The 26,151-nt window shown below is 45.4% G+C and carries 25 protein-coding genes and 1 other annotated feature; of the genes, 1 reads left to right on the plus strand and 24 read right to left on the minus strand.

The genetic code is table 11. The annotated features are described in order from the left end of the window. Nucleotides 1–109: 109 nt before the first annotated feature. The 24 genes from fusA to AC787_RS14095 form a co-directional block, all read right to left on the minus strand. Nucleotides 110–2,185 (minus strand): elongation factor G, encoded by a 2,076-nt coding sequence (fusA, locus tag AC787_RS13985; RefSeq protein WP_054025331.1) that lies wholly within the window; start codon nt 2,183–2,185, stop codon nt 110–112. 29 nt (nt 2,186–2,214) lie between these two features. Next, the gene (rpsG, locus tag AC787_RS13990; RefSeq protein WP_028609662.1) at nt 2,215–2,685 is read right to left on the minus strand and encodes a 30S ribosomal protein S7; all 471 of its coding nucleotides are present in this window, start codon (nt 2,683–2,685) and stop codon (nt 2,215–2,217) included. Nucleotides 2,686–2,751: 66 nt separating this feature from the next. Next, nucleotides 2,752–3,174, minus strand: a complete 423-nt coding sequence (rpsL, locus tag AC787_RS13995) for a 30S ribosomal protein S12 (RefSeq protein WP_054025332.1) — start codon at nt 3,172–3,174, stop codon at nt 2,752–2,754. A gap of 255 nt (nt 3,175–3,429) precedes the next feature. Further along, the gene (locus AC787_RS14000) at nt 3,430–3,660 is read right to left on the minus strand and encodes a ribosomal L7Ae/L30e/S12e/Gadd45 family protein (protein WP_054025333.1); all 231 of its coding nucleotides are present in this window, start codon (nt 3,658–3,660) and stop codon (nt 3,430–3,432) included. A 245-nt stretch (nt 3,661–3,905) separates the two neighbouring features. After that, entirely contained in the window at nt 3,906–7,532 is a 3,627-nt protein-coding gene (gene rpoC / locus AC787_RS14005; RefSeq protein ID WP_054025334.1) for a DNA-directed RNA polymerase subunit beta', read from the minus strand. A gap of 95 nt (nt 7,533–7,627) precedes the next feature. Beyond that, nucleotides 7,628–11,179, minus strand: a complete 3,552-nt coding sequence (gene rpoB, locus AC787_RS14010) for a DNA-directed RNA polymerase subunit beta (protein WP_054025335.1) — start codon at nt 11,177–11,179, stop codon at nt 7,628–7,630. 384 nt (nt 11,180–11,563) lie between these two features. Next, nucleotides 11,564–12,163: a class I SAM-dependent methyltransferase gene (locus tag AC787_RS14015; RefSeq protein ID WP_200930710.1), complete on the minus strand. Its 600-nt coding sequence runs from the start codon at nt 12,161–12,163 to the stop codon at nt 11,564–11,566. 226 nt (nt 12,164–12,389) lie between these two features. Further along, nucleotides 12,390–12,749 (minus strand): 50S ribosomal protein L7/L12, encoded by a 360-nt coding sequence (gene rplL, locus AC787_RS14020; protein ID WP_054025337.1) that lies wholly within the window; start codon nt 12,747–12,749, stop codon nt 12,390–12,392. A 90-nt stretch (nt 12,750–12,839) separates the two neighbouring features. Next, nucleotides 12,840–13,343, minus strand: coding sequence for a 50S ribosomal protein L10 (rplJ, locus tag AC787_RS14025; protein WP_054025338.1), 504 nt, complete (start codon nt 13,341–13,343; stop codon nt 12,840–12,842). A 57-nt stretch (nt 13,344–13,400) separates the two neighbouring features. Beyond that, nucleotides 13,401–13,567: a sequence feature (ribosomal protein L10 leader region), on the minus strand. 12 nt (nt 13,568–13,579) lie between these two features. After that, nucleotides 13,580–14,272, minus strand: coding sequence for a 50S ribosomal protein L1 (gene rplA / locus AC787_RS14030; RefSeq protein ID WP_054025339.1), 693 nt, complete (start codon nt 14,270–14,272; stop codon nt 13,580–13,582). Between the two features lie 101 nt (nt 14,273–14,373). After that, complete coding sequence (gene rplK, locus AC787_RS14035; protein WP_054025340.1) at nt 14,374–14,799, minus strand: 50S ribosomal protein L11; 426 nt, start codon at nt 14,797–14,799, stop codon at nt 14,374–14,376. Between the two features lie 121 nt (nt 14,800–14,920). After that, on the minus strand, nt 14,921–15,454 hold the full coding sequence (gene nusG / locus AC787_RS14040) for a transcription termination/antitermination protein NusG (protein ID WP_054025341.1): 534 nt from the start codon (nt 15,452–15,454) through the stop codon (nt 14,921–14,923). Nucleotides 15,455–15,478: 24 nt separating this feature from the next. Continuing rightward, entirely contained in the window at nt 15,479–15,688 is a 210-nt protein-coding gene (gene secE, locus AC787_RS14045; protein WP_053373883.1) for a preprotein translocase subunit SecE, read from the minus strand. A gap of 18 nt (nt 15,689–15,706) precedes the next feature. After that, a complete protein-coding gene (gene rpmG, locus AC787_RS33270) occupies nt 15,707–15,856 on the minus strand; it encodes a 50S ribosomal protein L33 (protein ID WP_015847242.1) in 150 nt (49 codons plus the stop codon). Between the two features lie 315 nt (nt 15,857–16,171). Continuing rightward, nucleotides 16,172–16,822 (minus strand): RNA polymerase sporulation sigma factor SigH, encoded by a 651-nt coding sequence (gene sigH / locus AC787_RS14050; RefSeq protein WP_054025342.1) that lies wholly within the window; start codon nt 16,820–16,822, stop codon nt 16,172–16,174. Between the two features lie 288 nt (nt 16,823–17,110). After that, nucleotides 17,111–17,635 carry an NYN domain-containing protein gene (locus AC787_RS14055; protein ID WP_054025343.1) on the minus strand — a complete coding sequence of 175 codons (525 nt, stop codon included), beginning with the start codon at nt 17,633–17,635 and terminating at the stop codon, nt 17,111–17,113. Between the two features lie 3 nt (nt 17,636–17,638). Continuing rightward, a complete protein-coding gene (gene rlmB, locus AC787_RS14060) occupies nt 17,639–18,400 on the minus strand; it encodes a 23S rRNA (guanosine(2251)-2'-O)-methyltransferase RlmB (protein ID WP_054025344.1) in 762 nt (253 codons plus the stop codon). Nucleotides 18,401–18,449: 49 nt separating this feature from the next. Beyond that, nucleotides 18,450–18,878, minus strand: coding sequence for a Mini-ribonuclease 3 (locus AC787_RS14065; RefSeq protein ID WP_054025345.1), 429 nt, complete (start codon nt 18,876–18,878; stop codon nt 18,450–18,452). Next, a complete protein-coding gene (gene cysS / locus AC787_RS14070; protein ID WP_054025346.1) occupies nt 18,875–20,317 on the minus strand; it encodes a cysteine--tRNA ligase in 1,443 nt (480 codons plus the stop codon). Before cysS ends, AC787_RS14065 begins: the two co-directional genes overlap by 4 nt. Further along, on the minus strand, nt 20,314–20,976 hold the full coding sequence (gene cysE / locus AC787_RS14075; RefSeq protein ID WP_054025347.1) for a serine O-acetyltransferase: 663 nt from the start codon (nt 20,974–20,976) through the stop codon (nt 20,314–20,316). Before cysE ends, cysS begins: the two co-directional genes overlap by 4 nt. 508 nt (nt 20,977–21,484) lie before the next feature. Beyond that, complete coding sequence (gene gltX / locus AC787_RS14080; RefSeq protein WP_054025348.1) at nt 21,485–22,957, minus strand: glutamate--tRNA ligase; 1,473 nt, start codon at nt 22,955–22,957, stop codon at nt 21,485–21,487. A 163-nt stretch (nt 22,958–23,120) separates the two neighbouring features. After that, nucleotides 23,121–23,603: a 2-C-methyl-D-erythritol 2,4-cyclodiphosphate synthase gene (gene ispF / locus AC787_RS14085; RefSeq protein ID WP_054025349.1), complete on the minus strand. Its 483-nt coding sequence runs from the start codon at nt 23,601–23,603 to the stop codon at nt 23,121–23,123. Next, nucleotides 23,600–24,319 (minus strand): 2-C-methyl-D-erythritol 4-phosphate cytidylyltransferase, encoded by a 720-nt coding sequence (gene ispD, locus AC787_RS14090; protein ID WP_054025350.1) that lies wholly within the window; start codon nt 24,317–24,319, stop codon nt 23,600–23,602. The genes ispF and ispD overlap by 4 nt, the downstream gene beginning before the upstream one ends. A 150-nt stretch (nt 24,320–24,469) precedes the next feature. Beyond that, nucleotides 24,470–25,564 carry a PIN/TRAM domain-containing protein gene (locus AC787_RS14095; RefSeq protein ID WP_054025351.1) on the minus strand — a complete coding sequence of 365 codons (1,095 nt, stop codon included), beginning with the start codon at nt 25,562–25,564 and terminating at the stop codon, nt 24,470–24,472. A 176-nt stretch (nt 25,565–25,740) separates the two neighbouring features. On the opposite strand from AC787_RS14095, the gene AC787_RS14100 reads away from it, so the two are divergent. Further along, nucleotides 25,741–26,136 (plus strand): hypothetical protein, encoded by a 396-nt coding sequence (locus tag AC787_RS14100; RefSeq protein WP_054025352.1) that lies wholly within the window; start codon nt 25,741–25,743, stop codon nt 26,134–26,136. Nucleotides 26,137–26,151 lie beyond the last annotated feature (15 nt).

The following is a 26,151-nucleotide window of genomic DNA, read 5'->3' on the forward strand; positions in this document are numbered from 1 at the left end:
TGAGCCTCCTCAATTTAACATCATATTTTTTATGTGTAGCCGACATTTGGCTCGCAAGCAAACCAAAATGACGGCAAAAGCAATTTGTTTAGCGCTAGTCCAAAAACGATTACTCGCCTTTGTTCTTAGCAATGATCTCTTCAGAGATCGATTTTGGAACTTCTTCATAGTGAGAAAGCTCCATGGAGAATACGCCGCGTCCTTGTGTACCGGAACGTAGTGTAGTGGAATAACCGAACATCTCGGAGAGAGGTACCTTGGAGCGGATAATTTGTGCACCTGCACGAGTATCCATACCTTCGATACGACCACGACGAGAGTTAAGCATACCCATAACATCGCCCATGTACTCTTCAGGAACAGTAACTTCAACCTTCATGATTGGCTCAAGAAGAACTGGCTTACATTTTTCTTTGGCAGCTTTAAGCGCCATCGATCCTGCAATTTTAAACGCCATCTCCGAGGAGTCAACATCATGGTACGATCCGTCAACAACCACAGCTTTAACATCAACGAGCGGGAAGCCGGCTACAACACCGTTCTTCATTGACTCTTCGATACCAGCTTGGATTGGAGCGATAAATTCACGAGGAATTGATCCACCAACAGTTTTGTTTTCGAATATAAAGCCTGAACCTGGCTCAAGTGGTGAAAACTCAACCCAACAATGACCGAATTGACCTTTACCACCGGATTGACGTACGAATTTACCTTCAACCTTCGCAGCTTGACGGAACGTTTCACGGTAAGCAACTTGTGGTTTACCAACGTTTGTCTCAACTTTGAATTCACGGAACATACGGTCAACGAGAATCTCAAGGTGAAGCTCACCCATACCAGAAATAATCGTTTGGTTTGTTTCTTCATCCGTATGTGCGCGGAAAGTAGGATCTTCCTCAGCAAGCTTGGAAATCGCGATACCAAGTTTATCTTGGTCAGCTTTCGTTTTTGGTTCGATAGCAACCGAGATAACCGGCTCAGGGAAGTTCATCGATTCAAGAACGATGATGTGCTTCTCTTCGCAAAGAGTGTCGCCTGTAGTTGTATCTTTAAGACCAACTGCTGCAGCGATATCCCCAGAATAAACTTCTGAGATCTCTTGACGGGAGTTTGCATGCATTTGTAGAATACGTCCAATCCGCTCACGTTTACCCTTTGTAGAGTTAAGAACGTAAGATCCGGATTTGAGTACGCCTGAATACACACGGAAGAAAGTCAGTCTACCAACATAAGGGTCAGTCATGATTTTGAATGCCAAAGCCGCGAACGGCTCTGAATCTGATGATGGACGTGAACCTTCTTCACCATCTTCAAGAGTACCTTTGATAGCTGGTACATCAAGCGGTGAAGGCAAGTAATCCACAACAGCATCCAACATCGGCTGAACACCTTTGTTACGGTATGAGGAGCCAGCTACAACTGGGAAGATTTTAACTTCGCAAACACCTTTACGGAGTGCTGCTTTAATTTCTGGAATAGTGATTTCTTCACCTTCCAAATATTTCATCGTTAACTCTTCATCCAATTCTGCAACTTTCTCAATCAATTCCGTACGAAGTGCATCAACTTGCTCTACATACTCCGCAGGAATTTCGACTTTTTCTGGATCTTTACCGGTATCGTCTTTGTAGATATAAGCTACACGTTCAACGATATCGATAATACCTTTAAAGTCGCTCTCAGCGCCGATAGGTATTTGAATTGCTACGGCATTGGCACCTAGACGCTCACGCATGTCTTTAATTACGTTTAGGTAATCTGCACCAATGATATCCATTTTATTTACGTATGCAATCCGAGGTACGTTGTAACGGTCAGCCTGACGCCATACGGTTTCAGACTGTGGCTCAACGCCTTCTTTTGCACTGAAAACCCCAACGGCCCCGTCCAATACGCGTAGGGAACGTTCAACTTCAACAGTGAAGTCAACGTGTCCCGGGGTGTCGATAATATTAATGCGGTGTCCATGCCATTGAGCAGTAGTCGCGGCAGACGTAATCGTAATACCGCGCTCTTGTTCTTGTTCCATCCAGTCCATCGTAGCTGCACCTTCGTGCACCTCTCCGATTTTGTGAGTACGGCCCGTGAAGAACAAAATCCGTTCAGTAGTTGTGGTTTTACCAGCATCAATATGCGCCATAATCCCGATGTTACGCGTATTATTCAAGGAGAACTCTCTTGACATAAAATGGTCTCCTCTCGAATGTAAAGATTCTACCAGCGGTAGTGAGCAAACGCTTTGTTCGCTTCAGCCATTTTGTGAGTATCTTCGCGCTTTTTAACAGCTGCGCCAGTGTTATTGGAAGCATCTGTGATTTCAGCAGCTAAACGCTCTTCCATCGTTTTCTCACCGCGGTTACGTGAGTAGTTCACGAGCCAGCGGAGACCAAGTGCCGTACGGCGCTCTGGTTTAACTTCGATAGGCACCTGATAGTTTGCACCGCCGACACGGCGTGCTTTAACCTCAAGTACAGGCATAATATTTTTCAAAGCAGCTTCGAACACTTCCATCGGATCTTTACCCGTGCGTTCTTGAATCAGTTTGAAAGCATCATACAATAGCGTTTGTGCAACGCCTCTTTTACCGTCAAGCATAATGCGGTTGATTAGGCGCGTTACCAGTTTGCTATTATATAGCGGATCTGGAAGCACATCGCGTTTCGTTACAGGACCTTTGCGTGGCATGAGAAAGTCCCCCTTTCTTCTAATAGTCGCTATCTCTAGCATTTCAATGACCCGTTAGGGTTATTCTTATGATTTTTTAACTTTCGGACGTTTCGTACCGTATTTCGAACGAGCTTGCATACGGTTGTTTACACCCGCAGTATCAAGTGCACCGCGAACGATATGATAACGTACTCCTGCTAAATCTTTTACTTTACCACCACGGATCAAAACAACGCTATGCTCTTGCAAGTTGTGTCCGATACCCGGAATGTAAGCCGTAACCTCTAAACGGTTCGTTAAACGAACACGAGCATATTTACGAAGTGCGGAGTTCGGTTTCCTTGGAGTCATTGTACCTACACGAGTGCACACACCGCGTTTTTGAGGAGCGCTGATGTTAGTAGCTTCACGTTTCAATGCATTGAAACCTTTTTGCAATGCCGGCGATTTCGATTTAACGACTTTCGCTTGGCGTCCTTTACGGACTAGCTGGTTAATAGTTGGCATGTTGCCACCCCCTTCCCTATATTCATGTCTTTTGAAAATATAAGCATTTACAAAGCAGTTGTTTATAAATCTACTTATATTTCTTCGCGTAACGAGCTCTTTCCACCAAAAGACGGCAATAGCCGTTTACGCATGTATGGTAGACATTTTACCTAAAATTAAGCCCACAGATCCAGGCGGTTCATAAAAGAACAAACAAAAGTTCTCGCCAGTTAATCATCGTTAAATAATCAACTAACAAAAACGGCTATTGCGTTATTCTTCTTCGGTTACGAGCGCTGCCATTGCGGCCCCGACATCGATGCCGCAGGTTTCCCCGAGCTCTATCATCGTGTCGATCCATTTCATTGGAACTCCCGCCCGCTCACATAGATGAACAATCTTCTCTTTCATCTGCGGATCTGCATCTCGTGCGACATAGACTTTAATGGCTCTTTGTTGCTCGAGCATCTTCGTCGTTTGCTTCGCGCCGACTTTGAATTGCATGATAATCACCTTCAATTCTTCCATTCAGCGAACACACAATTAGGCACACTTCGATATATTAACACCTACATTGTGCTTGTGTCAAGAAACTTCTAGGATAATCATTTGCAAATTTTTTGTAAATGAATTTCATACTGTAAACATATAAAAGAGCGGACATCTTCCACTTCCAAGGAAACGGAAGATGTGACGCTCCTTCGATATTAGTTAGTATCCGGTTTTAAAAACATGATCTGCACAGACGTCTAGTCGACGGTTACAGCTTCTGTTTCTAGTTCCCCTTCAACTGCAGTAGTTGCTTCATCTTCTAGTCCAGCAAAGCGAATGTTACGATAACGGGCCATTCCAGTACCTGCTGGAATCAACTTACCGATAATAACATTTTCCTTGAGTCCAAGCAACTGGTCAACTTTGCCTTTAATAGCCGCATCAGTCAATACACGAGTTGTTTCTTGGAAAGAAGCTGCTGACAAGAACGAATCTGTCTCAAGCGATGCCTTCGTAATACCGAGCAAAACAGGTTTTGCAACAGCTGGTTCGAGATCTGCAAAAATCGCAGTGCGGTTTTGAGCTTCATATTCATGAATATCAACAAACGCACCAGGAAGCAATGTTGTGCCGCCTGCATCTACGATACGAATTTTACGGAGCATTTGTTTAATCATGACTTCAACGTGCTTGTCATTGATTTCTACCCCTTGATTTCGATAAACGCGCTGTACTTCTTGCAAAATGTAGTTTTGAACTCCGCGGATACCTTTGATGCGCAGCATATCTTTCGGGTCAATAGAACCGTCAGTCAGCTCATCGCCGGCTTCGATTTGTTGACCTTGCGTTACGCGAATACGCGAACCATAAGTAACAGCATACACTTTTGATTCCGCTTCACCTTGAACCTCGATTTCGCGACGGTCCTTAGCTTCACGAATTTCTTTAACCACACCGTCAAGCTCAGAGATAATCGCTTGACCTTTCGGATTACGCGCCTCAAACAACTCTTGAATACGCGGCAAACCTTGTGTGATATCATCGCCCGCTACGCCGCCCGTATGGAACGTACGCATTGTAAGCTGTGTTCCTGGCTCCCCGATCGATTGAGCCGCAATAATGCCTACCGCTTCCCCAATTTCAACGTGCTTGCCAGTAGCAAGGTTACGTCCGTAACAGATCTTACATACGCCATGACGTGCACGGCAGCTCAGTACGGAACGGATTTGTAGTTTTTCAACGCCAGCGTCAATAATTGCATCCGCTTTGTTCGAGTCAATCAACTCACTGCGGTTAACAATAATTTCGCCTGTTTTTGGATTACGAACCGTTTCAAACGCATAGCGGCCTTCAATACGGTCATAAAGATCTTCAATAACCTCTTTACCGTCTTGAATTTTGCTTACGGAGAAGCCTTTATCGGTACCACAATCTTCTTCACGCACGATTACGTCTTGTGCAACGTCAACAAGTCGACGAGTCAAGTAACCGGAATCGGCAGTACGAAGTGCTGTATCGGCAAGACCTTTCCGCGCTCCGTGAGTGGAAATAAAGTACTCGAGTACTGTAAGACCCTCGCGGAAGTTCGATTTAATTGGCAACTCGATGATACGACCGGATGGATTGGCCATCAGACCACGCATACCGCCAAGCTGTGTAATTTGAGATTTATTACCCCGTGCTTTGGAGTCCACCATAAGCATGATGTTGTTATAACGATCCATCGATTTCATAAGAACTTCGGTGATCTCGTCTTTACATTTACTCCAAATACCGATAATCCGGTCATAACGCTCTTCGTTTGTAATCAAACCACGACGGTATTGATTCATAACAGTACCGACCTTCTCGTCGGAGCGCTTCATAATTTCGTCTTTCTCTTTCGGGATGATAACGTCAGACACGCCGATCGTAATACCAGCCTTAGTTGAGTAAGTGAATCCAAGCTGCTTAATACGGTCAAGAAGCATCGCAGTAAGCGTTGTGTGGTATTGGCGGAAGCATTCTGCAATAACTAATGCAAGATAGTCTTTACCGATCGCACCTGGCGTTTCGATTGCATCCAGGAACTTAGGAAGATCGGCACCTTTTTCGTAAACGAAATATTTATCTGGTGTACCGTGCAAGAGGTTCGTTTTCGTTGCTTCGTTGATATAAGGGAAATCTTCAGGGAAAATTTCATTGAAGATTACTTTACCAACTGTTGTAACGAGCAGCGAATTCTGCTGTTGCTCGGTGAAGTTAACTTTTTTAAGCACACGAACCGGAATGAAAATTCTGGCGTGCAAGGAAACAATACCACGTTGATAAGCAGAGATTGCTTCGTTAATAGTACCGAATACGGAACCACTACCTTTAGCTTCTTTGTTATCCATCGTTAAGTAGAAGCTTCCTAGAACCATATCCTGTGAAGGAGTAACGACTGGTTTGCCGTCTTTCGGGTTAAGGATATTGCCTGATGCAAGCATGAGCAAACGAGCTTCTGCTTGTGCTTCAGCAGACAACGGAACGTGAACGGCCATTTGGTCACCGTCGAAGTCAGCGTTATACGCTGTACAAACGAGTGGGTGAAGCTTAATAGCGCGACCTTCAACCAAAATAGGTTCAAATGCTTGAATACCTAGTCTGTGAAGCGTCGGGGCACGGTTAAGCAATACCGGGTGCTCCTTGATTACTTCCTCAAGAACATCCCATACCTCAGGGCTTACGCGCTCAACCTTGCGCTTCGCACTTTTAATATTGTGTGCTAAGCCTTTATTAACAAGCTCTTTCATAACGAAAGGCTTGAACAATTCTAGTGCCATTTCCTTAGGAAGACCGCACTGGAACATTTTTAGGTTTGGACCTACAACGATAACCGAACGACCAGAGTAGTCAACCCGTTTACCGAGCAAGTTCTGACGGAAACGTCCTTGCTTACCTTTCAGCATATGGCTGAGGGATTTAAGCGGACGGTTACCCGGACCTGTTACAGGGCGACCGCGACGACCGTTATCGATCAATGCGTCAACCGCTTCTTGCAGCATCCGTTTTTCATTTTGCACGATAATATCAGGAGCGCCTAAATCAAGCAGACGCTTCAGACGGTTGTTACGGTTAATAACACGGCGATACAAGTCATTGAGGTCGGAAGTCGCAAAACGTCCACCATCAAGCTGTACCATCGGACGAAGCTCAGGAGGAATGACAGGAAGCACGTCTAGAATCATCCATTCCGGTTCGTTACCGGAATTACGGAATGCTTCTACCACTTCAAGACGCTTGATCGCACGATTGCGTCGTTGTCCTTGAGCGGTACGCAGTTCTTCTTTCAATTGCTCCAATTCTTTGTCAACGTCGATATCTTGCAAAAGCTTTTTAACAGCTTCGGCACCCATACCAGCATGGAATCCATACCCGTATTTCTCACGGTAGCTGCGGTATTCCTTCTCCGAAAGGAGTTGTTTTTTCTCAAGCGGGGTATCACCTGGATCCGTTACTACATAGGATGCGAAATAAATAATCTCCTCAAGCGAACGAGGCGACATATCAAGTGCAAGACCCATGCGGCTCGGAATACCTTTGAAGTACCAAATATGAGAAACTGGAGCTGCTAGCTCAATGTGACCCATACGTTCGCGGCGAACTTTAGCGCGAGTTACTTCAACGCCACAGCGATCACAAACGACACCTTTATAGCGTACACGTTTGTATTTACCGCAATGACATTCCCAGTCTTTTGTAGGTCCAAAAATTTTCTCGCAGAAGAGTCCTTCCTTCTCCGGTTTTAAGGTCCTATAGTTGATCGTCTCCGGCTTTTTAACTTCTCCGCGGGACCACGAGCGAATTTTATCCGGCGAAGCCAGACCTATCTTCATATACTCGAAGTTGTTCACGTCCAACAAGGAGCAACCCTCCTCCGTCATGTATGACAATGTCTATCTAATCAGCTAGATTCCGTCATAGGCGCGTGACCATGTGACGGAATCCAGCAACTAGTTTATTCAGTAGCAGCGCCGACCTCGGCACCTTCTATATTGAGGTTGAGCTTATCACCCGTTGCCTCGTCTTCATCATCCATTTCCTTCATTTCGATCTCTTCTTCATTCTCGGATAGGATTTTAACGTCCATACCCAAACTTTGAAGCTCTTTGATCAAAACTTTGAACGATTCCGGAACACCTGGTTCTGGTACGTTTTCACCTTTGACAATGGATTCGTACGTTTTCACACGACCAACCACGTCATCGGATTTAACAGTCAATATTTCTTGAAGCGTGTACGCAGCGCCATATGCCTCAAGCGCCCATACCTCCATCTCCCCGAAACGTTGTCCACCGAACTGTGCTTTACCACCCAGCGGCTGTTGTGTAACGAGTGAGTAAGGACCAGTGGAACGGGCATGGATTTTATCGTCGACCATGTGCGCCAGTTTGATCATGTACATGACCCCAACTGTAACTTCACGTTCGAAATTCTCACCTGTCCGTCCGTCATACAGTACGGTTTTACCGTTACGCTGCATGCCTGCTTCTTCCATCGCATCAAAAACGTCATTCTCGCGCGCGCCGTCAAATACCGGCGTAGCAGCGTGGATGCCGAGATGCTTACAAGCCATACCTAAGTGAACTTCAAGCGCCTGACCGATGTTCATCCGCGACGGTACGCCGAGCGGGTTAAGAACAACTTCTACAGGTGTGCCATCCGGTAGGAAAGGCATATCTTCTTCAGGCATGATACGAGCGATTACCCCTTTGTTACCATGACGTCCGGCCATTTTGTCGCCTTCGGAAATTTTCCGTTTTTGAGCAATATAAGCACGAACGAGCTGGTTAACGCCTGGTGGCAATTCGTCGCCATTCTCCCGCGTAAATACTTTAACGTCAACAACGATGCCGTCTGTACCATGTGGTACGCGCAGCGATGTATCACGTACTTCACGAGCCTTCTCACCAAAGATAGCGTGCAGCAATCTTTCTTCCGCAGTCAGTTCTGTTACACCCTTAGGCGTTACTTTACCAACAAGGATATCACCAGCGCCAATTTCAGCTCCGACACGAATGATTCCGCGCTCATCTAGGTTGCGAAGAGCATCTTCGCCGACATTCGGAATGTCGCGTGTAATTTCTTCAGGTCCAAGCTTCGTATCACGAGCCTCAGACTCGTATTCCTCGATGTGAATGGATGTATAAACATCCTCTTTCACTAGCTTTTCACTAAGTAGGATCGCATCCTCATAGTTGTAGCCTTCCCACGTCATGAATGCAACGACTACGTTGCGTCCAAGAGCCAATTCGCCTTTTTCAGTGGAAGGACCATCCGCAAGGATATCACCTTTCTTAATAACGTCGCCTTTACGTACAAGCGGGCGTTGATTGATGCACGTTCCTTGGTTAGAGCGCATAAACTTGTGTAGTTTATGTTTTACCAAGTCACCAGTAACTGGCTTTCCATCGATTTGCTCGACGCGACGAAGCCAGATTTCATTAGCGGAAGAACGTTCAATTATACCGTCATGCTTCGCTACGATACAAACGCCTGAGTCTTTCGCTGCTTTGTGCTCCATACCTGTACCAACAAGTGGTGATCTAGGGATAAGAAGAGGTACCGCTTGACGTTGCATGTTGGATCCCATGAGGGCACGGTTGGAGTCATCGTTTTCCAAGAAAGGAATTAACGCTGTCGCAACGGATACTACCTGTTTAGGCGATACGTCCATGTAATCAACGCGATCACTAGGCATAGTCAAGATGTTGTCGGCTTGTTTATTGTAACGAACGATCGTATTCTCTTCTGCAAACTTGTCCTCTGAAGTCAGCTTCGCATTCGCTTGCGCGATTACGTAGTTATCTTCCTCGTCAGCAGTCAGATATGCGATTTGCTCTGTAACAATACCCGTCTTCGGATCTACCCAACGATATGGTGCTTCAATGAAGCCATATTCGTTAATACGAGCAAAGGAAGACAAGGAGTTGATCAAACCGATATTCGGGCCCTCTGGCGTCTCGATCGGACACATACGCCCGTAATGGGAGTGATGGACGTCACGAACTTCAAAGCCCGCGCGTTCCCGAGTCAAACCGCCGGGTCCGAGTGCAGATAAACGACGCTTATGCGTCAGTTCAGCAAGCGGATTCGTTTGGTCCATAAACTGGGACAGCTGCGAGGAGCCGAAGAACTCTTTTATAGATGCAATAACCGGACGAATGTTAATTAGCGCTTGTGGCGTAATCGCATTCGCGTCTTGAATGGACATTCTCTCGCGCACTACGCGCTCCATACGAGACAGACCGATACGGAATTGGTTTTGAAGCAGCTCGCCAACAGAACGCAGACGACGGTTACCCAGATGATCGATATCATCCGTACTGCCTACGCCATGAAGCAAGTTGATAAAGTAGTTAATGGAAGAAATGATGTCCGCAGGCGTGATATGCTTCACGGATTTATCAATTATGCCATTCGCAATTACTTTAATTACTTTGCTTTCGTCATATGGTGAGAATACGCTGATTGTTTGTAGTGGAATACTATCAGCATCAAGCACGCCATTAGCAACGTGATATGTCTTAAAGCCAACATCCTTCTCAAGCTTCTCGAGAATTTCATCGAGCAAGCGACGGTCAATCATTTGTCCGGATTCAGCGATAATCTCGCCAGTCGTAGGATCAACTAGATTTTCCGCGAGCCGTTGGTTAAACAAACGGTTCTTGATGTGAAGTTTTTTGTTTATTTTGTAACGGCCTACATTGGCCAAGTCATAACGTTTTGGATCAAAGAAACGAGCAACTAGCAAGCTCTTCGCATTATCCAAAGTTGGAGGCTCGCCTGGACGAAGACGCTCATAAATTTCGATAAGCGCTTTTTCAGTCGAATCCGTGTTATCTTTGTCTAACGTGTTGCGAATGTACTCATCATGTCCTAGCAGTTCTAGAATCTCAGCGTCAGTACCGAATCCAAGTGAACGCAAAAGTACCGTTACCGGTATTTTCCGGGTCCGGTCAATACGAACGTAGATGATATCTTTAGCATCCGTTTCAAGCTCTAGCCAAGCGCCACGGTTAGGAATAACAGTAGCTGTGTAGTTTTTCTTCCCGTTTTTATCGACCTTCGTGCTGAAGTACACACTCGGGGATCGAACCAATTGGCTGACTATGACACGCTCGGCTCCGTTAATAATAAACGTACCTGTCTCTGTCATAAGCGGGAAATCACCCATGAAAACTTCTTGTTCCTTTACTTCGCCAGTTTCCTTATTGAAAAGTCGCACCTTAACGCGTAAAGGAGCTGCATACGTCACATCGCGCTCTTTTGATTCATCGACCGAATATTTCGGTTCGCCCAAGCTATAGTCGATAAACTCAAGCGATAGATTGCCCGTAAAGTCCGAAATCGGAGAAATATCTTGGAACAACTCAATTAGGTCGCTGTCCAAAAACTTCTCATACGATTTTTGTTGGATTTCAATCAGGTTCGGGACTTCCAGCACCTCGTTGATCCTGGCGTAGCTTCTGCGCGCACGCCGACCATACTGAACAAGTTGTCCTGCCAACTTAACCTCACCCCTCATGTCTGTATCACAGCATCGATAATCACTGCGTCACTATAGACGAACCAGCCGCCTATATAGTCAAATAAAGAAAAGCCCTTATCGAATGGTTCGAAAAAAGAGCATGTTCCGGCAGTTAACCAATCACAGCGCGGCCGTGACAGTCTCATATCAAATAATTTTGCCCAAAACGTAAACATTATACGTCAAATGTGTAAAACTTATGCATTCCGCGCTTTAAATTTACACTTGACATTTTAGTTAACTAAAGAGATCGAGCCCAATTTAATGCTGACATTTTATAATCTTACCATATTGCAAATGTCAAGTCAATAAATATTATTCGGTTTTCAAACATATTTTCAAAACATCTTTTTACTATTTTATCTAAGCTTTTACAGCTCTAAAAATTCGGTACCCTTTATCCTTCGTTACTTCTTCTACTTCTGCGAATAATGACTCCAATTTAGCTTTCGCTGAAGGCGCCCCTTGCTTCTTCTGAATGACAATCCACATGCTGCCACCTTGTTCAAGCAATGCATAACCTTCTTCAAAAATCCGATGCACGACCGTCTTGCCCGCCCTGATAGGTGGATTCGTTACGATTACATCGAATTTCATATGCTTAACTGCTTCAAATAGATCACTCTGCAAAACAGTAACATTAGAAATCTGATTAAGCTTTGCATTCTCGCGTGAAAGCTCTACTGCTCTTTCATTTATGTCTATCATCGTTACTTGCCCATGCTCAGCGAGTTTTGCTGATGTTAATCCAATAGGACCATAACCACAGCCTACGTCAAGAATCTTTGCATTTGCATTCAGCTCCAAAGCATCGATCAACACCTGACTCCCGTAATCAACTCCTGATTTCGAGAATACGCCGGCATCCGTCATAAACTTCAAAGAAAAGCCTCGCAGTGATGCTTCATGAACTTGACGATTATGCTTAACATCTGGGCTCTGTGAGTAATAGTGATTCGACATTATTCATCACTCCCCGCTATTCCATATTGCATCGAGTATATTAAAACCGCCTAGCTTCAGCGAAAAATACTCAATTCTCGTTGAAGGATAAGAATGTACAAGCCAAAAACTTACACATTCTTATCCTTCAACATACAACGAACCCCTTGAAACCTGACGTTTCAAGGGGCTCGCCGGCCGATTCATCATTCAATCGCATGATCAGCTTATTTTATTGAAAGAAATACTACTTAACTTCTACGGAAGCGCCAGCTTCAGTAAGCTTAGCTGCAACAGCTTCTGCTTCTTCTTTAGCAACTTTTTCTTTAACTGCTTTAGGAGCGGAATCAACCAAGTCTTTCGCTTCTTTCAGGCCAAGACCTGTGATTTCGCGAACTACTTTGATTACGTTGATTTTTGAAGGGCCAGCGCCGTTAAGGATAACGTCGAATTCAGTTTGCTCAGCTTCTACAGCTGCGCCAGCGCCTGCTGCTGCTACTGGAGCTGCTGCAGTTACGCCGAATTCTTCTTCAATTGCTTTAACAAGATCGTTCAGTTCAAGAACGTTCATAACTTTAATCGCTTCTAAGATTTGTTCTTTAGACATGATTATACCTCCGGGAATATGGTTTATTTTTTGGTTTATCATACAGCCGACTTGCGTCGGTTCATTACTATAAGGGACTCTTGAATAAAATTAAGCTTGTGCTTCTTGTTTCTCGCCGACTGCTTTAACTGCAAGCGCGAAGTTGCGCACTGGAGCTTGCAATACGCTGAGGAGCATAGAGAGCAAACCGTCGCGGGACGGAAGTTCCGCAAGAGCCTTAATTTCTTCTTGAGATACGACTTTACCTTCAACAACGCCGCCTTTAAGTTTCAAAGCATCGTTTTTCTTAGCGAAATCGTTCAAAATTTTAGCTGGAGCAACAGCGTCTTCTTTACCGAATGCAATTGCTGTAGGACCTGTAAGAATGTTGTTCAATTCTACATAATCCGTACCTTCAGTTGCGCGGCGAACGAGCGAGTTTTTAAGAACTTGGAATTCAATTCCTGCTTCACGAAGTTGTTTCCGAAGCTCAGTTACTTGCGCAACGTTCAATCCACGATAGTCAGCTACTACTGTGCTTGAGCTATTAGCAATTTTCGCCGCGATTACGGCAACTGCCTCTTGTTTCTCTTGGATGATATTTGCGTTAGCCAAACTGTACACCTCCCGTAATAGTATACATTCCGTTAATTACGACGGGCTTTCCACGCCTCGATGCATGAGAAAGGCCTTCGCAGACACTGCGAAGGCCATGATGTCGTTATCGCGCATCAATCCAGAATGGATCGAATGTTGCTTACAAACGTTTTATCATAACACCTCGGTAGGAAATTAAGCCTTAAGGCACCTACTGTCTACGGTATGCGTATTCGAATTTAGTTCCGTTCTTCTTAGCGGAAAGCCGCTGTAGAAACACGAGCGCCTGGGCCCATTGTTGAAGAAACGGCAATGTTTTTCAGGTAAATACCTTTTGACGCAGCCGGTTTAGCACGATTAAGTGCATCGATCAATGCTTTGAGGTTCTCGTTGAGTTTCTCAGCATCAAAAGACACTTTACCGATTGGCGCATGGATTTGACCTGCTTTATCAAGACGGTATTCAATCTTACCGGCTTTGATTTCTTGAACGGCTTTAGCAACGTCAAACGTTACTGTACCAGCTTTAGGGTTAGGCATCAAACCTTTACCACCAAGGATACGTCCAAGTTTACCAACTTCAGCCATCATATCCGGCGTTGCTACGCAAACGTCGAAATCGAACCAGCCTTGTTGGATTTTGTTGATCATGTCTGCATCGCCGACAAAGTCAGCACCCGCAGCTTCCGCTTCTTTCACTTTTTCGCCTTTTGCGAAAACGAGAACGCGTTTAGTTTTACCAGTACCGTGTGGTAGTACAACTACGCCACGAACTGCTTGATCTTGTTTACGTGGGTCTACACCCAAACGAACTGCTACTTCAACGGACTCGTCGAATTTAGCTGTTGCTGCCTTTTTAACAAGATCGATTGCTTCTTGAGGCTCGTATGTTGCTTCGCTGTCAAACAGCTTAGCAGCTTCTACATATTTCTTACCTTGTTTAGCCATTTAATTTTCCTCCTTATGTGGTTGTAGCGGAAAATCCTCCTAAGGATGATCCTCCCACTCGCGAAAGCCGAAGCTAACGCAAAGCAAGCTACTTCGCGGTATTAGTCAACAATAGTTACGCCCATGCTGCGAGCAGTACCTTCAACCATACGCATTGCTGATTCTACAGACGCTGCGTTCAGATCCGGCATTTTTTGCTCAGCGATTTCGCGAACTTTGTCACGTTTCACAGTAGCGACCTTTTTCTTGTTAGGCTCACCTGAACCTTTTTCGATACCAGCTGCGACGCGGAGCAATACTGCTGCCGGCGGCGTTTTTGTTTCGAAAGTGAAAGAACGGTCTTCAAATACTGTAATAACAACCGGAATAATCAAGCCTGCTTGATCTGCGGTACGAGCATTAAACTCTTTACAAAACGCCATAATGTTAACGCCTGCTTGACCAAGTGCTGGACCGATCGGCGGCGCTGGGTTTGCTTTACCTGCAGGAACTTGCAATTTGACCATCTTGATGACCTTTTTTGCCATGCCTGACACACCTCCTTACCCTTTATTCCATGCGTAAATAGCATCCGCCTCAGTTAAGGGGCATCGCTACTTCGCGTCCAAACCTCCACCAGTTTAACCCAGTGGGTTCGGAAACCAGATATTATATCTTTTCCACTTGAGTGTAATCCAGCTCTAGCGGGGTCTCCCTGCCAAACATGTTTACATGAACCTTTAACTTCGCTTTGTCCAGTAAAATTTCTTCTACTGTACCAACAAAATCTGCGAAAGGACCCACTTTGACGCGAACCGTTTCCTTCAAATCGAACTCGATTTTCGGTTTTGGTTCTTCCATGCCCATGTGCTTGAGTATTTGCTCAACCTCATCAGGCAATAGAGGAATCGGTTTTGAACCGGAACCTGTTGATCCTACGAATCCAGTTACACCTGGTGTATTTCGAACAACGTACCATGAATCGTCGGTTTGAACCATTTCCACAAGAACATAGCCGGGGTAGACTTTACGTTGGACAGTCTTCTTCTTACCATCCTTCTCTACCACTTCTTCTTCCATAGGAACAAGCACACGGAAAATCTTATCTTCCATGCCCATTGATTCAACACGGCGTTCCAAATTGGCTTTCACCTTGTTCTCATAACCTGAGTAGGTATGCACGACGTACCATCTTTTTTCCATCACAAATCCACCTTTGGACCCTTCTTAAACAATGAGTTCAACCAGAGACGAGATCCCGATGTCAAGAAGCCAGAAGTAAATAGTCACAAGCGTAATCGTGAGCAAAACCACGATCGAATAGCTTGTCAACTCTTTACGGCTTGGCCAGCGGACCTTCTTAAGCTCCGCCCAGCTGTCGGCAAAAAAACTAAACGTTGTACCAAAGCTTTGCTTTAGTTTAGCCAAAAATGCCACGTTCACACCTCCAATTGACTATCTCGTCTCGCGATGAGGAGTCTGCTCGTTACAGAACTTGCAAAACTTCTTCAACTCGATGCGGTCGGGGTGATTGCGTTTGTTCTTGCTGCTCGCATAGTTTCTCTGTTTGCAGTTTGTGCATGCCAACGTGATAATTACCCGCATTGAATTACACCTCCCGAACTGCTACAAAATACGAATCATGAAGCTCTATATGAAAGTTCATTGATTCCAACGCCAAAACGAAATAAAACCTCGATTTTAGGCCTACCTAAACACTTTATCATACAGCAAATTTGATGTCAATGTAAAAGATAAGTGTTAAGCCTGTGAATGATTGGTAACAAAAGCATCATCGGTCTCGTATCTACCATTATAGTCTACTTTTGTTCGTTTAAAACTAAAAGGACCGTATATTCCACCTAGACACCGCCAGATGGAAGACAGTCCTCGTAAAAAACGATTTACGTATAAATGCGGTTAACCGCTAATGTCTCTGACTTCCAAGTAACGTTCGAGCTTGCGTTTCACCCTTTGAAGAGCGTTGTCGATGGATTTCACATGCCTATCCAAATCAACAGCAATTTCCTGATACGATCTTCCGTCCAAATAAAGCATAAGAACCTTACGTTCAAGATCGCTTAATATTTCGGACATCTTATCTTCCAGGCCAATGAATTCTTCTTGATTAATAATTAATTCTTCTGGATCAGATACTCGCGTACCACAAATGACATCCAGCAGCGTGCGATCCGAATCTTCATCATAAATGGGCTTATCGAGCGAAACGTAGGAATTTAGCGGAATGTGTTTCTGACGCGTGGCTGTTTTGATGGCGGTAATAATTTGCCTAGTTATACACAATTCAGCAAAGGCTTTGAAGCTTGCTAGCTTGTCCCCTTTAAAATCTCGAATTGCCTTATAAAGACCAATCATACCCTCCTGCACGATATCTTCACGATCCGCACCGATAAGAAAATACGAGCGCGCTTTGGCTCTTACAAAATTCTTATACTTGTTTATCAAATATTCCAACGCCATGCTATCACCATTGCGGACCGCTTCGACGATATCCTCGTCCGTACTGCTGTCATACTCGAGCGTACTCCATTCTTTGAGGTCGATACTCACGAACTATCCCTCCGGCCTGCAAGGCGTACACCGCTAGATTCGTATTCACGCAAACCTATCTGATTGATCTCAAAGTCTGAGCTCAACAGTGTTTCACGTCGAAAGATAAGAATGTATACTGAACAAAATCAACACGTTCTTATCGCTAATAATAGAGTCAGTATACATTATGTAACCTTACACCGTCAACCAATCTGAGTCCCAATAACCACAGATATACTGGGAATTTTGTAACTTAGTGGTATGATCTGTGCCAATCATTCGACAGCTTATCGCTCTTCTATTCCTTTATTTCTCTCCGCGCCGAAGTTTCTCCAGCTGGCTTCGAACCTCTAAACTAATTCTTCCGTCTAAAGAATTCCGTTTTCCCGGCTGTTCCTCACGCAATGTCTGCTCGATATTTTTGCGATTCTGACCTATATCAATAAGCAGTTCCCTGGCAGATACGCGAAGCGCACCTTTACCGAATGCCACATGCTGCTCCACCAAATCAGAAGTCGCTACATATATATTTCTACGTCTGACAAATAACTCCGAGCAAAGGCGCTCGATGCATTCATCAGCCGTTTCCTTCTCTTTTGTGTAAACGATAGTCAACCTGTGGTGTCGATAAGTAGCGCCTAGTCCAGGCACCTGATGCGCATCAAACACAACATACACTTTCATTCCTGTAAAACCTTGATAATCCGCCATTAAATCCAACAATTTATCCCGCGCTTCTTCCAGATCATGTTCCTTCAGCTTCTCGAGTACCGGCCAAGCGCCAATTATGTTATAACCGTCGACTAATAAAATATCGTCGCGCCGGTTCATAACCTAAATGCTCCGGCGCTGCCGAACGACCTCATACATAAGAACACCAGCTGCAACGGAAGCATTAAGCGAGTTCAATTGACCGAGCATTGGAAGCTTGACGAGAAAATCACATTTCTCCTTAATAAGTCTTCCCATACCTTTACTCTCATTACCGATTACGATAACCAGCGGCATATCGAATTTCATTTTATATACATCCTGCGATGCACTTACGTCAGTTCCCGCTACCCATACGCCCGCTTCCTTCAACTTATCGATCGTTTGCGCCAAGTTAGTAACACGTGCAACCGGTACATGCTCAGCGGCACCCGCAGATGTTTTTAGCACGGTAGCCGTTAGTCCCGCAGCGCGACGCTTCGGAATGATAACGCCATGCACGCCTGTGCATTCAGCTGTACGCAGAATAGAGCCCAGATTATGAGGATCTTCGATTTCGTCTAGAAGCAAAATAAATGGGATTTCGTCCCGCTGCTTTGCTCGTTCCAGAATCTCCTCAACATCCACATAAGCGAAGGCCGCTGCCTGAGCAACAACTCCCTGATGTGTAACTCCAGGAGCTAAGCTGTCGAGTTTCCTCTTGTCGACGAACTGTACGATGATGCCCGATTTTTTGGCTTCTGCTACAATCGGCTGCGTCAACGTTTTTTGTGCGCCGTCAGCGATCCATATTTTATTAATTTCTCGTCCAGAACGCAGAGCTTCCAGTACAGGGTGTTTACCGGCAATCATTTCATCTTGATCTTGAATCGTTTCTTCCGTCATCGGTAACCCTCCTTTATTTATTTTCATTTACAAAATGGCTCAATGGATCTTATTTATTTTCATGCTTCTTAATTGCAATCGCAAATAGTTCGTTTATTCTATCGATTCTTCCTTCATAGTACAGATAGCCAACCAAGCTCTCCAAAGCTGTAGCTAGACGATAATCGGCTAAATCAGCATTTTTGGGAGGAGCCCCCGATTTCGAATTACGGCCTCGGCGGACAATGTCCGCCTCCTCCTCGGTTAAATGCGGCTGCCAGAGATCTAGCGTCTTCTTTTGTCCTTTGGCAGAAACAAATTTCGTTGCTTCACGGTGAAGGTGATGTGATTTCTGATTCGGAAGCGAAATGAAATATTGTCTTACAAGAAGCTCAAAAACAGCATCACCCATATAAGCTAGAACGACCGGATTCATAAGCTGCGGTGACTTGGACGGTGGGTGAAAGAGCAGCCGATTCGTATCGATATGCTCGCTCATTTACGCCGCCAGCGGATACCTTGCGGCGTATCCTCAAGGACAATGTTTTTCTCTATGAGCAAATCACGAATTTCATCAGCTCTTGCCCAATTTTTGGACTGGCGAGCTTCGGTCCGCTCCACAATAAGCTGCTCAATATCCGCATCCAGCAGTTCTGCGTTCGCTTGCTGCAGCGGCAGTAAACCAAGCACAGCGTCCATACGCTCGAGCAGCGTAAGCAATGCATAGATGGCTTCAGCAGAAACGTCTGTACGATTCAAATACTGATTAGCCTCAGCTACCAAATCAAACACAGTCGTAATCGCATCCGGCGTGTTGAAATCATCGCTCATTTTGGCATGGAATTGTTCATGAATCAACTTTAGTCTCGCATCGAGAGCTTCATCGCCAGAAGGGACAAGTCCGTTGCCATTGCCTACTGCCTCGGTTAGCTTTCCGCCAAATGATGAGAGCCTATGCTTTAGATTTGCTGCGCTGTTTGCAATCCGCTCAACGCTATTCTCGGCTTGCGCAACCGTGTCATCACTGAAGTTAAGCGGACTGCGATAATGCGTCGATAGCATAAAATAACGAATCGCATGAGGTTTAACCCGCTTCACTAGCTCATGCACCGAGATGCCATTGCCAAGCGATTTGGACATTTTCTCATTGTTAATATGAATATAGCCGTTATGCATCCAATAGTTCGCTAGCGGCTTCCCTGTCAGTGCCTCAGATTGAGCCACCTCGCATTCATGATGCGGGAATTGCAAATCATGTCCGCCGCCATGAATATCAAGCGTATCGCCAAGGTAAGTGCGAGCCATAGCCGAGCATTCGATATGCCAACCTGGACGTCCATCGCCAAATGGACTCTCCCATTTGATTTCGCCAGGCTTAGCGCCTTTCCACAATACAAAATCCTGTTGATTCTCTTTGCGGTCGCCAATTTCAACCCGAATACCGAATTGAAGCTCTTCAATATTCTGATGGGAAAGCTTGCCGTAATCCGCGAATGCAGACGTACGATAATAAACGTCGCCCTCACTCATATAAGCATAGCCTTTATCTATTAAGCCTTGAATAAACGTCACGATCTGAGGAATATGTTCTGTCACCCTCGGATTAAGCGTCGCCTTGTGAACACCTAGCGCTTCGATATCTGCATAAAAAGCCGTAATGAACGTCTCCGCTACTTCGGGTACTGTCGTACCAAGCTGCTCTGCTTTGCGAATCAGCTTATCATCGACGTCCGTAAAGTTAACGACATATTGAACCTCATTCCCGACATCCTCCAAATAACGACGAACAACGTCAAAGAAAATAACCGGACGAGCATTTCCAATATGAATGTAATCGTAAACGGTTGGTCCGCAAACATACATTTTTACTTTACCTGGCTCTTGCGATACAAAGGGCTCTTTAAGCCGTGACACTGTATTATAAATGGATATTGTCATTTTCGCATTTCTCCTCCAGCTACAGGATTCCGAAGCTTCATAAGCTCGGATTTCAATTCGTCTATTTCCTTCTGCATCGTACGGAACATTTCGATGACCGGATCGGGCAGCTGTGTATGATCAAGTCGATCTCCTACACGCTCTCCGTTCCTTTTGACAACACGTCCCGGGTTTCCAACTACCGTACAATTCGTAGGAACCTCTCTGAGTACAACCGCATTTGATCCAATGTTAGAAAATTCGCCCACCTGAAATGAGCCGAGCACCTTCGCCCCTGAGCCAATAACTACATTATTGCCAATTGTCGGGTGACGCTTCCCTTTTTCTTTACCCGTTCCACCAAGAGTTACGCCTTGATAAATAACGACATCATCGCCGATTTCACAAGTTTCACCAATCACTACTCCCATGCCATGATCGATAAACAATCGCTCACCGATACGAGCACCTGGATGAATTTCGATGCCAGTCATAAAACGGCTAACCTGTGAGATCAAACGCGCTGTAGTATACCAGCCTTTGCGATATAAGGGATGGGCGATACGATGCGCCCAAATGGCGTGCACGCCTGAATAGGTGAAAATAACCTCGAAGCGACTGCGGGCAGCCGGATCATTCTCAAAAACAGCTAGTATGTCCGATCGAAAATGACGAAACATAAGCAATGCTCCTTTTTCCTACGCTCATAAATTTCTAATAAAAGAAAAAGCCTCTGCAGCATATTATGCTGCAGAGGCGTGTTATCTCGCGGTTCCACTCTGCTTGAATAAATCGACAGCTTCCCTCGCTGATGATTATTCACCTTAAGTCTTTAACGCAGACGATACGTTGCTGCCTACCCTGCCCAGCCAAATATATGCCATTATAGACGAATAAGCGTCTCCGCCCATCCTTATAATTGTGCATTACATGCTGAAACAGCTCGGAACAAAGCTCCCAGGTGCATATTTCCGTTCGGCGGACCAGACAACTTGCAGCCCCATTACGTTTCCTCATAGTCACATGGTGATGCGACTCCGACTCGAATGACGGTTGTCCTCTCTGCGAATCCACAAGCAAACGTACTTCTCCTGTTCATGGCCGTTTGATTCATTCATTTATTAGTCATAGTATACCGAATACCCAAAATTGTGACAAGGGCATTATGTTTACTCTCATCAACTTTAATTAAGCTAAAGAGCCAGCCAATCGCTCGCGCAGACGAAGAGCAACCTTTTCCTTACCGAGCAAGGCAAGAGATTGATTCAAATCAGGACCATGTGTTTGTCCAGTAAGCGCCGCACGAATCGGCATGAACAGCTGCTTGCCTTTAAAGCCGGTTTCCTTCTGCACAGCCTTGATCATCTCTTTGATGCCGTCCACTTCAAAGGCTGTTTCTCCCGCTTCTATTTTTGACAAGAAAGCTTGCAAAACAGTTGGTACTTGCTCCTCGGCAAGAACTTCTACTGCTTCGCTTTCATCCTCGACCGTATCGCGGAAGAATAGTTCTGTCATTGGAACAATTTCTGAGGTGGAACGCAGCTTGTCCTGATGAAGCGCTACTAGAGCAGTCACCCATGCTCTGCCTTCTGCGTCAAGATCAGCAGCTACACGACCCGCATTTTGCAAGTGTGGCAGGCAAAGATCAACAACGCGGTTCAAGTCCGCTTTTTTCAAATACTCATTGTTCATCCAGCTAAGCTTTTGCGTATCAAATACAGCAGGGCTTTTGCTTAAACGTTCTGGATTAAACACGTTAACCAGCTCTTCGCGAGTAAACATTTCCTGCTCACCTTCTGGCGACCAGCCAAGCAGGGTAATAAAATTGAACATCGCTTCCGGCAAATAACCGAGATCATCATATTGTGAAATAAACTGAATGATGGATTCATCACGTTTGCTTAATTTTTTGCGCTGCTCATTCACGATTAGCGTCATATGGCCGAATTTTGGAGTTTCCCAGCCAAACGCTTCATAGATCATCAATTGACGAGGCGTATTCGAGATATGGTCCTCCCCACGCAAAACGTGGCTGATTTTCATCAAATAATCGTCCAGTACTACGGCAAAGTTATAAGTCGGGATACCGTCCTTCTTCACGATTACGAAATCGCCCATCTCCGTCGTATCGAAGCTAATAGAGCCTTTAACGATATCGTCAAAAGCATAGGTCCGATTCTCTGGCACGCGGAAACGAATACTCGGCACGCGTCCTTCCGCTTCAAATGCTTGGCGCTGCTCTTCCGTCAGATTACGGTGCAGTCCAGAATAACGAGGGGTTTCACCGCGCTCCGTTTGCGCTTCCCGCTCCTTTTCAAGCTCCTCCTCTGAACAGTAGCAACGATAAGCAAGACCGCGATCAAGCAGCTCCTGCCAATACTTGTTGTATATATCAAGACGCTCAGTCTGACGGTAAGGTCCGTACCCGCCGCCAATATCGATACTCTCGTCCCAATCCATGCCCAGCCATTTCAAATACTTAAGCTGGCTTTCTTCTCCGCCCTCAACATTGCGCTTAACATCTGTATCTTCAATCCGAATAATAAATTTACCGCCCTGATTTCTTGCGAACAAATAATTAAATAAGGCCGTTCTTGCATTACCAATATGTAAATGACCCGTTGGGGATGGGGCATAACGCACTCGAACTTCTGCAGTCATCTAAATAACCTCCTAAAAGTTTTGCGAAGCACAAACTAGCCTCGTAAGCATATACAGATAAAGTTTTGCGAAGCACAAACTAGCCTCGTAAGCATATACAGATAAAGTTTTGCGAAGCACAAACTAGCCTCGTAAGCATATGCTCATTAATGAATACTCCCGATCATAGCACATCCTTGATCAGACAGACAACGGATTGCGCTGCAATTCCTTCACCGCGTCCTGTGAATCCTAGCTGCTCGGTTGTTGTTGCCTTAACATTCACCTGTGTTACATCAGCCTCAAGCGCCTTCGCTATAATTTCAGCCATTTGCGGAATATAGGGCAGCATTTTTGGCTTTTGAGCAATAATCGTGGAATCTATGTTGCCAAGCTTATAACCACGCTCGCGCACTAGCTTCCATACTTCCTCCAGCAGCTTTAAGCTGTCGGCATCTTTAAAAGCTTCATCCGTATCGGGAAAATGTTTCCCGATATCGCCAAGTCCAAGCGCGCCTAACACCGCATCCGTTATCGCATGCAACAGAACATCCGCATCGGAATGGCCTAGAAGTCCCTTCTCATATGGAATCGTTACTCCCCCAATAATACATGGACGTCCTTCTACCAATTGATGCACATCAAACCCTTGTCCAACTCGAATCATCCTTGCTCACCATTCCCCTCTGCCCTATCGGCATGACGCTTCGCAAGCAAAAATTCCGCCCACGGTAAATCTTCAGGCGTCGTAATTTTAATATTTGTATATTCGCCTTCTGCAACAGTAACACTTGCGCCCATGCGCTCTACAACCATTGCGTCATCCGTTCCAATGAACTCTTCTGCAAGGGCACGTTCATGCGCCTCCAGCAGTAGAACACGTCGAAAAGCTTGCGGCGTTTGTATCGCCCACAAGCTTCGGCGGTCCGGTGTTGAAACGATAACTCCCGTTTCATTGACTTGTTTAATCGTGTCTTTGACGGGAACAGCCAGCACAGAAGCGCCGCTCTGTTCAGCCTGCTCACAGCAAGCGCGGACGGCATCCGCCGATACTAGAGGACGCACGCCGTCATGCACCATCACCCAGTCGCTCTTCAGCTCTTGCAAACCGTAGTATACAGAGTGCTGTCGTTCTTTCCCCCCGGCAACTATAGCTGTTACCTTCGTTATGCCATATAGGGAAGCCCAATTGCGGCAACGCTCCACGTCCTCGCTGCCTACGACCAGAACTACTTCTTTTACCAAATCCATCGATTGAAACAGCTCTAGCGTATGCACAAGAATAGGCTTGTCCGCCAGCTTCAAATACTGCTTGCTTTCTTTCGTTCCCATCCGCGTGCCTCGTCCGGCTGCTACGATGATAACTCCCCAATCTGCTCCCATGCCCTCGACCCGCCTCACACTGAGTTAAAACATAAGTATTTATACGTCTTGCTTTTATAAATAAACTTACGTTTCCCTGCGAAACGAGCTTGTGCCGTCATTTGTCGACGTTAGCCGTTTGCGCAATAACAATAGTACTATCATACCTTGTTACTGCGCTTTTTCCAACAACTTCGGCTTTGCAAATATCATTCGGCCCGCAGAGGTTTGAAGTACGCTCGTTACAAGCACTTCCATCGTTGTCCCGATATATTCACGTCCGCCCTCAACGACGATCATCGTGCCATCATCCAAATATGCGACACCTTGTCCATGCTCTTTGCCGTCTTTTATCACTTGTACGATGATTTCTTCTCCAGGTAGAACTACCGGCTTCACGGCATTAGCCAAATCATTAATATTGAGCACCGACACGCCTTGAAGTTCGCATACTTTGTTTAAATTGAAATCATTGGTAACAACCTTACCGTGAAGCGCCTTAGCCAGCTTTACAAGCTTGCTGTCCACTTCTCCGATTTCTTCAAAATCCCCTTCATAAATAAGAACCTTCACGTCCAGCTCTTTCTGAATCTTGTTCAAAATATCGAGACCGCGGCGTCCTCTATTGCGCTTCAACAAATCAGATGAATCGGCAATATGCTGCAGCTCCTCGAGCACAAACTCAGGAATGACTAACGTCCCTTCAATAAAACCAGTCTTACAGATGTCTGCAATCCGCCCGTCAATAATAACGCTGGTGTCGAGTATCTTATGCTCCTCGTATCCACCCGCTTCGTCTACAGGCGCAATTCTCCGTTTCTCCAGTAGAGCAGCAAAGCCCTCTGCCAACTCTTCCTGCTTATGCAGGCCAATACGCATACCCAAATAACCGAAACATAACATCATAGCAGCAGGAATGAGACTCCCTATACCATCTAAGCCCGATACTGCGGGATAGATCAATACAGTTAGCAATAAACCCGCTAGAAGACCGCCTGCCCCTGCTATCAGTTGCTGCATTGGAAGCGCTGCGGTTTGCTCTGCTCCCTTCTGCATATAGCGGATGACTTGTCCTGCAAGCATTGTTGCCACAACTACACCAAAAACCGCGCCAATTGCTACATTCATGTAATAAGTGCCGGATCGCTGTAGCATTCCGAAGGATGAGCCAGACCATACGGCCGCTCCATTTATCCACCCGTATACTTCACCGCCTGCTATACCACCGAACAACATACCCAATAATTGAATTATTCGTCTAACCATTATGGTTCACCTCCACTATAATTATGTTCCAATAATTGGATCGCTAACCGTGGGGGCACGGATTTATTGCAAACATTTATAATTTTTAATAATTCATATTTTGTAAAAGGCGGATAGGAGGCTTATAATGGATATTAAGAATAAAACATAAGAGGTTGGTGAAAGAGGTGGAACCGATGAGCGCTCCTACACTGGATCAATTTCAGCAGCAAGTATCCGAATTGTTGCTTCGGCACCGCAGCTTGCTAGATGTTATGTCCAAATTCGGACAGTCAGGCGCTTCGGTTAATCGTGCAGTCACGAAAGCAGTAACGGATTGTGGATGTATTGAATTAAATGCTCGCAAACAACAATACTCGGATGAATTAAATCTTGAAAATGCGAAAACGACGCTGCAAAGTCATCTCACCGGAGCCGTATGCGAGCATTGCCGCGATGCGCTCAAGGCCGATCTTGGCCGCAACTTGTTTTATATGACTGCTTTATGTAATCTGCTAGATATTCAACTGGATGAAGTTATTGCTGACGAATACGACAAATGCTCAACTTTAGGCCTGTTTAATTTAACGTAATGATGAAATACATGA

Source organism: Bacillus sp. FJAT-28004, from assembly GCF_001280845.1.
GTDB lineage: Bacteria > Bacillota > Bacilli > Paenibacillales > Paenibacillaceae > Pristimantibacillus.